General features: G+C 65.7%; 2 protein-coding genes. Both read right to left on the bottom strand.

All coding sequences use genetic code 11. The annotated features are described in order from the left end of the window. A partial coding sequence (locus tag NCT32_RS22455) for a PTS transporter subunit EIIC (RefSeq protein ID WP_250490549.1) occupies window positions 1-1,304 on the bottom strand: 1,304 nt, incomplete at its 3' end. Window positions 1,305-1,335: 31 nt separating this feature from the next. After that, the coding region (gene ptsP / locus NCT32_RS22450; protein ID WP_250490548.1) for a phosphoenolpyruvate--protein phosphotransferase at window positions 1,336-3,498 on the bottom strand (2,163 nt) is incomplete at its 5' end.

The following is a 3,498-nucleotide window of genomic DNA, read 5'->3' as shown; positions in this document are numbered from 1 at the left end:
GAGATCCGCAGCCGCGTGATGCACGCATCGAGGCTCTTGATGTTCGAGCGGCCGCCGAACGCGAGCACGAGATCACGCGAGCGTCCGCCCATCTCAGCCGTGCTCATTGCGGCGCCTTCGACCGTGTCATCCTCGCGGCCCGGCGTCTTGAGGTTGAATCGCATGATCACGAAACGGAACACGCAGTAGTAGATCGCCGCGTAGATCGGCCCGAGGATGAACACGTACCACGCGTGGGTCGCCTTGTTGCCGATCAGGTTGAACATCAGAAAGTCGATCGCGCCTTGCGAGAACGTAAAGCCCATGTGCATGTTCAGCGTATTGGCGACAAACTGCGCCGATGCCGCGAGGCACGCGTGAATGAAGTACAGCACGGGCGCGACGAACAGGAACGCAAACTCGATAGGCTCGGTGATGCCCGTGAGAAAGGACGTCAGCGCCGCCGACACCATCATGCCGCCGACCGCCACTTTCTTCTCCGGCTTCGCGCAATGCCAGATGGCGATGGCGGCCGCAGGCAGGCCGAACATCTTGAACAGGAACGCGCCCGACAGAATGCCCGCGGTGGGATCGCCGGCGAAGAAGCGGTTGATGTCGCCATGAACGACCTTGCCGGTCGTCGGATCGAGGAAGCTGCCCGCTTCGAAGAAGAACGGCACGTTCCAGATGTGATGCAAGCCGAACGGAATCAGCAGACGTTCGACGAAGCCATAGACCGTCGCCGCCGTGCGCGGATCGGACACCGCCGCCCATTGCGAGAACGCCTTGATCACGCCGCCGATCGGCGGCCATACGACCGACAACACCGCGCCGAGCACGATCGAACCGATGGCCGTCACGATCGGCACGAAGCGCTTGCCCGCGAAGAAGCCGAGATAGGCCGGCAGCGCGATCTTGTAGTAGCGGTTGAACATCCATGCGGCGAGACCGCCCGCGAGAATGCCGCCGAACACGCCGGTCTGGATCGATGGAATGCCCATGATCATGTCCGGCTCGACACCTTCGACCTTCGCGATCACGCCGAGCGTCGCCGTCATCACGAGATAGCCGATGGTCGCGGCGATGCCCGATACGCCGTCGTTCTCCGTGAAGCCGAGCGCCACGCCGATGGCGAAGATGAGCGGCAGGTTGCCGAAGATGACATCGCCCGCGTTCTTCATCAACGCGAGCACGATGGCGGGCACGTAGCCGTGGAAATCGGTCGCGCCGAGGCCGAGCAGCAAACCTGCGACGGGCAGCACCGCGACCGGCAGCATCAACGACTTGCCGACTTTCTGCACCACGCCGAAAGCGTTCTTGAACATGAGAGGTCTCCGCTTATTCCGCTAATTCCGCTTATTCCGCGTAAGGCGCGAGCAGGGCGCGCACTTCGTCGGCTGTGCCGAGCGTGATGACTTTCGCCGCCAGCGCGCGCGCTTCATCCATCGTGAAACGCGCGAGCTGCGCCTTGATCGAGCCGACGGCGGGCACGCTGACCGATAGCTCGTCGATGCCCAGGCCGACGAGCACCGGCACGGCCATCGCGTCGGATGCGATGCCGCCGCACACGCCGACCCACTTGCCGTGCTTGTGCGCGCCGTCGGCCGTCATGCCGATGAGACGCAACACCGCCGGATGCAGCGCATCGGCCTGCTTCGCGAGCTTCGGATGCCCGCGATCCATTGCGAGCGTGTACTGCGTCAGATCGTTGGTGCCGATCGAAAAGAAATCGACTTCGCGCGCGAGCGGCTCGGCGATCAGCGCGGCGGACGGCACTTCGATCATCACGCCGACCTTCACGCTGCCGATGCGATCGCCGGCTTCTTCCTGAAGAATCCGCTTCGCCGCGCGCACTTCCTCGATCGCGGCGACCATCGGAAACATGATGTGCAGATTGCCGATCGATGCGGCGCGCAGAATCGCGCGCAATTGCGTACGGAACATATCGGGACGATCGAGACTCACGCGCACGCCGCGCAGCCCGAGGAACGGATTGTCTTCCTTCGGCAGCGGCATGTAGGAGAGCGGCTTGTCGCCGCCGACATCGAGCGTGCGCACGACGAGCGGACGCTCGCGGCCGAGCGCTTCGGCGACCGCGCAATATTCGGCGGCCTGTTCGTCTTCCGACGGCGCGGTGTCGCGGTTATCGAACAGGAACTCGGACCGCAGAAGCCCGACGCCTTCGGCGCCTGCCGCGACCGCATCGCGCGCTTCCTGCGCATTGCGGATGTTCGCGACCACTTCGACGCGATGACCATCGGCGGTGACGGCGCGCTTGCTCGCCGCGACTTTCTCTTCCTCGCGCTTCTTCGTCTGACGCTCGATGCGTTCGTGCGCCTTCGAGAGTTCGTCAGCGCTCGGATTGCGCCGCAGGCTGCCGTGCGAGCCATCGAGCACGACGAGCGTGCCGTCGGGCAGTTGCAGCGCATCCTCGTCGATGCCGCAGATCGCCGGAATGCCGAGCGAGCGCGCGAGGATCGCCACATGGCTCGTCGCGCCGCCTGTCGTCGTGCAGAAACCCAGCACCTTGGTGCGATCGAGCGACGCGGTGTCGGAAGGGGAGAGCTCTTCGGCGATGAGGATCGATTCGTCGCGCACATCGACATGCGCCTGCTTCACGCCCGCGAGCAGCGCCAGCACACGGCGGCCGACATCGCGGATATCGCCTGCGCGCTCGCGCAACAGCGCGTTGTCGAGCTTCTCCAGATTGTTCGCCTGCGCCTGGAATGCGGCGCGCCACGCGAAGCCCGCGCTTTTTCCCTCGCTGATCGCCCCGATAGCGGCATCGTTCAGATCGGGGTCGCCGAGCAGTTCCAGGTGCGCATCGAGAATCTGCGCCTTGCCCGGATCGGTCAGCTTCGCCTTCAGCGCCTCGATCTGCTGACGCGCTTCGTGATGCGCGGCCTCGAGCCGTGCGCGCTCGCGTTGCGGCGTTTCGCCGGCTTCGGCCACATCGATGACTTCCTGACGGAACTGCACGATCTTGCCGACCGCGAGCCCCGGCGACGCCGATACGCCGGTGAATTCGTTCGCATCGGCGGGCGCAGCGGGTTTGGTCGCGAGCGCTTCGGCGGCGGGCGCGGGGGGCGCCTCGCCGGGCTTCTCGCCCGAGCCCGACGCGAGCAGGCGCGCGAGCGCCGCGGCGGCTTCGGCCGCATCGGGGCCGGCGGCCTCGACACGCAGCGTGTCGCCGAACTTCGTCGCAAGCGACATCAGCGCGACGACGGACTTGGCGTTCGCGCTGTCGCTGCCGCGCAGAACGCGGATGTCGGATTTGTATTTCTTCGCTTCTGCGGCGAAAACCGCTGCGGGCCGCGCGTGCAGTCCTTGAGGATTCGGCAGCGCGACGTCGTCGGACAGAATTGCGCCGTCCGCAGCGCCGCTCGCATCGTCGCGCGCGTCGCCCACGAACTCGATCGCCAACGCGACGTCCTTGCCTGCGGTGACGAGGCCCGTCGCGGGCACGTAGCGCGTGACGAGCTCGCCATTGGCGATGACCATCTGCGTGAGCAGGCTCAC

It is taken from the genome of Caballeronia sp. INML2 (assembly GCF_023631365.1).
In the GTDB taxonomy this organism is placed as follows: Bacteria; Pseudomonadota; Gammaproteobacteria; order Burkholderiales; family Burkholderiaceae; genus Caballeronia; species Caballeronia turbans.
This window is presented reverse-complemented; position numbering and strand designations above follow the sequence as displayed.